Annotated in this window: 5 protein-coding genes; 3 read left to right on the forward strand and 2 right to left on the reverse strand. The window is 68.8% G+C overall.

The features are described 5' to 3' along the window. Positions 1–59: 59 nt before the first annotated feature. Positions 60–614 carry a hypothetical protein gene (locus QC385_RS43780; RefSeq protein ID WP_279546989.1) on the reverse strand — a complete coding sequence of 185 codons (555 nt, stop codon included), beginning with the start codon at positions 612–614 and terminating at the stop codon, positions 60–62. A 112-nt stretch (positions 615–726) separates the two neighbouring features. Beyond that, positions 727–966, reverse strand: coding sequence for a hypothetical protein (locus tag QC385_RS43785; protein ID WP_279546990.1), 240 nt, complete (start codon positions 964–966; stop codon positions 727–729). A gap of 178 nt (positions 967–1,144) precedes the next feature. On the opposite strand from QC385_RS43785, the gene thyX reads away from it, so the two are divergent. The 3 genes from thyX (at position 1,145) to QC385_RS43800 (ending at position 4,837) form a co-directional block, all read left to right on the forward strand. Continuing rightward, positions 1,145–1,885 (forward strand): FAD-dependent thymidylate synthase, encoded by a 741-nt coding sequence (gene thyX / locus QC385_RS43790; RefSeq protein WP_279546991.1) that lies wholly within the window; start codon positions 1,145–1,147, stop codon positions 1,883–1,885. Positions 1,886–2,096: 211 nt separating this feature from the next. Beyond that, positions 2,097–2,996 carry a 4-hydroxy-tetrahydrodipicolinate synthase gene (gene dapA / locus QC385_RS43795; RefSeq protein ID WP_150483350.1) on the forward strand — a complete coding sequence of 300 codons (900 nt, stop codon included), beginning with the start codon at positions 2,097–2,099 and terminating at the stop codon, positions 2,994–2,996. Positions 2,997–3,151: 155 nt separating this feature from the next. Continuing rightward, the gene (locus QC385_RS43800) at positions 3,152–4,837 is read left to right on the forward strand and encodes an RNase J family beta-CASP ribonuclease (protein ID WP_086850431.1); all 1,686 of its coding nucleotides are present in this window, start codon (positions 3,152–3,154) and stop codon (positions 4,835–4,837) included. Positions 4,838–4,897: the final 60 nt, after the last annotated feature.

Below are 4,897 nucleotides of genomic sequence, written 5' to 3' on the forward strand. Positions count from 1 at the left end.
GGGCCGGACCGCGAACGGTCCGGCCCCTCCGGCATGAGAATCCGGGATCACCGAGGGCGTCAGTGCGGGCGGTACTCGTCCGCCCAGGCCTCGACCGAGTCGGCCGCCCGGTCGAAGGCCTCCACCCGGCCCAGGAAGTCCGCGTTGTGCGTGGTCAGCAGCGCCGGCCCGCCGTCGGGCGACTGTCCCCGGCGGACGAGCAGAAGCGCCTGCCCCTGCACCGTCCGGGGCAGCCCCAGCCAGCGCACCGGCTGCTGCACCGTGCGCACGGCGGTGACCTGGTCCCAGGAAGCCGTACGCGTCGTGAGGAAGCCCACCTGCCGCAGCCCGCGCGCGCTCACCCACACGCCTACGCGGAGCAGCCGCAGCGCCCCGCCTATGACGAGCAGCGCGAGCCCGAAGACCACACCGGCCGAGGTCAGTTCGGCCGTCGCCGCGATGATGACCGCCGCGAACAGCACGAACGAGGCGAGCAGCAGCGCCAGCGCCGCCGCCCCCACCCGCCAGGGCCCGGGCCGGTACGGCCGCCGCCAGCGGTCACGGTCGTCGTACGGCAACGGAACGTCGTCCGCCGCCTCGAAAACGCGGTCGGCCGTCAGGAAGGGCAGGGGCACGGCTGGTCCTCACTCGATCCATGCGTGGGCTGTGCCCGGTGAGGCTACCGATCTGTGTACCCGGTCACCACTGGAGGGGGGCCGGATGGAGTCAGGGTCGGCCTGTGGCGGCTCAGTTCTTCTGAGAGGCCTGCGACTGCTGGGGCTGCGAGCCCGGGTTGTCGACCGTCAGCGCGGGCGTCCCGACGACCAGGGAGCCCACGAGCCCCGCCACGATCGTCAGACCCAGCAGCCATCGCCCGGCCATCTGGCCGACGGACAGCCGCTCACGCGGTGGGGGAGTGACATTACTGCGGAACCTGTCGGCCTCGGCAACGAAGGCAAACGGTACGGGTTCACGCCGACCGAACATCAGGGGTGCGTCTCCCTTCAAGGGGTGGAACGGATCACTTTCATCTGTAGAGACGAAAGAACTCCCTCAGAGGTGCCCTGTTTCACCAACTTCATTGCGGCACGCCACCGATCGCGCTGATTTCGTCGGGCCGTAGAGTGGCGTCGCCACACGACGAGATGGGAAGGCCCTGCCAACCGTGACCGACACCCCCGCCGACGACCCCAAGCCCAGCTACCGCAGCGATGTGACCGTCGAGCTGGTCAAGCACACCGCGTCCGACGCGGACGTCCTGTTCGCCGCCCGCGTCTCGACCCTCGGCGAGCAGTCTCTGGACGAGCTGAACAAGGACCCCGAGCGCTCCAAGGGCCTGATCAACTACCTCATGCGGGACCGGCACGGCAGCCCCTTCGAGCACAACTCGATGACCTTCTTCATCAGCGCCCCGATCTTCGTCTTCCGCGAGTTCATGCGGCACCGCGTCGGCTGGTCGTACAACGAGGAGAGCGGCCGCTACCGCGAGCTCCAGCCGGTCTTCTACGTCCCCGACGAGTCCCGCAAGCTCGTCCAGGAGGGCCGCCCCGGCAAGTACGTGTTCGTCGAGGGCACCCAGGCCCAGCAGGAGCTGGTCGGCCGGGTGATGGAGGACTCCTACCGGCAGGCGTACGAGGCCTACCAGGAGATGCTCGCCGCCGGCGTCGCCCGCGAGGTCGCCCGCGCGGTCCTCCCGGTCGGCCTGTACTCCTCGATGTACGCCACGTGCAACGCCCGCTCGCTGATGCACTTCCTCGGCCTGCGTACCCAGCACGAGCTGGCCAAGGTCCCGTCCTTCCCGCAACGCGAGATCGAGATGGTCGGGGAGAAGATGGAGGCCGAGTGGGCCAGGCTCATGCCGCTCACCTACGCCGCCTTCAACGCGAACGGACGCGTGGCGCCGTAACGCGCCCCCGTACCCCGGTCAGGCACAGATGTACGGTTCAGCCGCACGAAGTGTCCGTATTGCGGCATTTCGAGAAGTTCATCTAGCCTGATCAAACGGGTCCGGCACTGCTTGAACCCCCGAGCAGGCAGTGCCGGGCTCCACTTTTGTCACGACTTGTCGCCTCCCCCTAGGGCAGACCCGGTCCTGAGCAACGAGTAGCGTGTAACCCATGGCTCCGACCTCGACTCCGCAGACCCCCTTCGGGCGGGTCCTCACCGCCATGGTCACGCCCTTCAAGGCGGACGGCGCACTCGACCTCGACGGCGCGCAGCGGCTCGCCACCCACCTGGTGGACGCAGGCAACGACGGCCTGGTCATCAACGGGACCACGGGCGAGTCGCCGACCACCAGCGATGCGGAGAAAGCGGATCTCGTACGGGCGGTCCTCGAGGCCGTCGGCGACCGCGCCCACGTCGTGGCCGGAGTCGGCACCAACAACACCCACCACAGCATCGAACTCGCCCGCGCGGCGGAGCGCACCGGCGCACACGGCCTGCTCCTTGTGACCCCGTACTACAACAAGCCGCCGCAAGAGGGCCTCTACCGGCACTTCACGGCCGTCGCCGACGCCACCGAACTGCCGGTCATGCTCTACGACATCCCCGGCCGCAGCGGCGTCCCGATCAACACGGAGACGCTCGTCCGCCTCGCCGAGCACCCCCGGATCGTCGCCAACAAGGACGCCAAGGGCGACCTGGGCCGGGCCAGCTGGGCCATCGCCCGCTCGGACCTCGCCTGGTACTCCGGCGACGACATGCTGAACCTGCCCCTGCTCTCCGTGGGTGCCGTCGGCTTCGTCTCGGTCGTCGGCCACGTGGTCACCCCCGAGCTGTGCGCCCTGGTCGAGGCGTACACCTCGGGCGACGTCCAGAAGGCCACCGAGATCCACCAGAAGCTGCTCTCGGTCTACACGGGCATGTTCCGCACCCAGGGCGTGATGACGACCAAGGCGGCGCTCGCCCTGAAGGGTCTGCCCGGCGGGCCTCTGCGCGCCCCCATGGTCGAGTGCGCGCCCGAGGAGATCGAGCAACTCAAGATCGATCTTGCCGCCGGCGGGGTACAGCTCTGACATCAGACTTCGCGTGGTCCCCCGCGCACCTGCTTCACAACTGAATAGGCGGGCCACCGGTGCCCGCACCACTCCATACGACAACTGCTTCTGCACGAACGTCATGCGCGCCACGTGCCCTACCGGTACGTGGCGCGCGTGGTGAGGAGAGTCTTTTGAGTCATCCGCACCCCGAACTCAGCCCGCCCCCGCCGCTCCCCGAAGGCGGCCTGCGGGTCACCCCGCTCGGCGGCCTCGGCGAAATCGGCCGGAACATGACGGTCTTCGAGTACGGCGGCCGCCTGCTGATCGTCGACTGCGGAGTGCTCTTCCCCGAGGAGGAGCAGCCCGGAATCGACCTGATCCTGCCGGACTTCTCGTCCATCAGGGACCGCCTCGACGACATCGAGGGCATCGTCCTCACGCACGGCCACGAGGACCACATCGGCGGTGTCCCGTTCCTCCTGCGCGAGAAGCCGGACATCCCGCTGATCGGCTCCAAGCTGACCCTCGCCCTCATCGAGGCCAAGCTCCAGGAGCACCGCATCCGCCCTTACACCCTCGAGGTGGCGGAAGGGCACCGCGAGCGCATCGGCCCCTTCGACTGCGAGTTCGTCGCGGTCAACCACTCCATCCCGGACGCGCTGGCCGTCGCCATCCGCACCCCCGCGGGCATGGTGGTCCACACCGGCGACTTCAAGATGGACCAGCTCCCGCTGGACAGCCGCCTCACAGACCTCCACGCATTCGCACGCCTGAGCGAGGAGGGCATCGACCTCCTGCTCTCGGACTCGACGAACGCCGAGGTTCCGGGCTTCGTCCCGCCCGAGCGGGAGATCTCGAACGTCCTGCGCCAGGTCTTCGCCGGCGCCCGCAAGCGCATCATCGTCGCGAGCTTCGCCAGCCACGTCCACCGCATCCAGCAGATCCTGGACGCGGCGCACGAGTACGGCCGCCGCGTCGCCTTCGTCGGTCGCTCGATGGTCCGCAACATGGGCATCGCGCGAGACCTGGGCTACCTGAAGGTCCCCCCGGGTCTGGTCGTGGACGTCAAGACGCTCGACGACCTTCCGGACAGCGAGGTGGTCCTCGTCTGCACGGGCTCCCAGGGCGAACCCATGGCGGCCCTGTCGAGGATGGCCAACAGGGACCACCAGATCCGCATCGTCCAGGGCGACACGGTGATCCTGGCGTCGTCCCTGATCCCCGGCAACGAGAACGCGGTCTACCGCGTGATCAACGGCCTGACCCGCTGGGGCGCCAACGTGATCCACAAGGGCAACGCCAAGGTCCACGTCTCCGGCCACGCGTCCGCGGGCGAGCTGCTGTACTTCTACAACATCTGCCGCCCGAAGAACCTGATGCCGGTGCACGGCGAATGGCGCCACCTGCGCGCCAACGCCGAGCTGGGCGCTCTGACCGGCGTCCCGCACGACCGCATCGTCATCGCCGAGGACGGCGTCGCCGTCGACCTCGTCGAGGGCAAGGCCAAGATCTCCGGCAAGGTCCAGGCGGGTTACGTCTACGTCGACGGCCTCTCGGTCGGCGACGTGGGAGAGCCGGCTCTGAAGGACCGCAAGATCCTCGGCGACGAGGGCATCATCTCGGTCTTCGTGGTCATGGACTCGTCCACCGGGAAGATCACCGGCGGCCCGCACATCCAGGCCCGCGGCTCCGGCATCGAGGACTCCGCCTTCGGCGACGTGATCCCCCGGGTCACGGAGGTACTCGAACGCTCCGCTCAGGATGGCGTGGTCGAACCCCACCAGCTCCAGCAGCTCATCCGCCGCACGCTGGGCAAGTGGGTCTCGGACACGTACCGGCGCCGGCCGATGATCCTGCCTGTCGTCGTGGAGGTCTGACGGTCCGTCGGGCCTGACCAGGCGCCAACTGGGGGCGGGGCGCCTCGATTTGCATCGAGG

The organism is Streptomyces sp. DH10 (assembly GCF_029813805.1).
In the GTDB taxonomy this organism is placed as follows: domain Bacteria; phylum Actinomycetota; class Actinomycetes; order Streptomycetales; family Streptomycetaceae; genus Streptomyces; species Streptomyces coeruleofuscus.

Coding starts and splice junctions, on each gene's coding strand:
- QC385_RS43785 (WP_279546990.1), bottom strand. CDS start 966: ATGTTCGGTCGGCGTGAACCCGTACCGTTTGCCTTCGTTGCCGAGGCC.
- dapA (WP_150483350.1), top strand. CDS start 2,097: ATGGCTCCGACCTCGACTCCGCAGACCCCCTTCGGGCGGGTCCTCACC.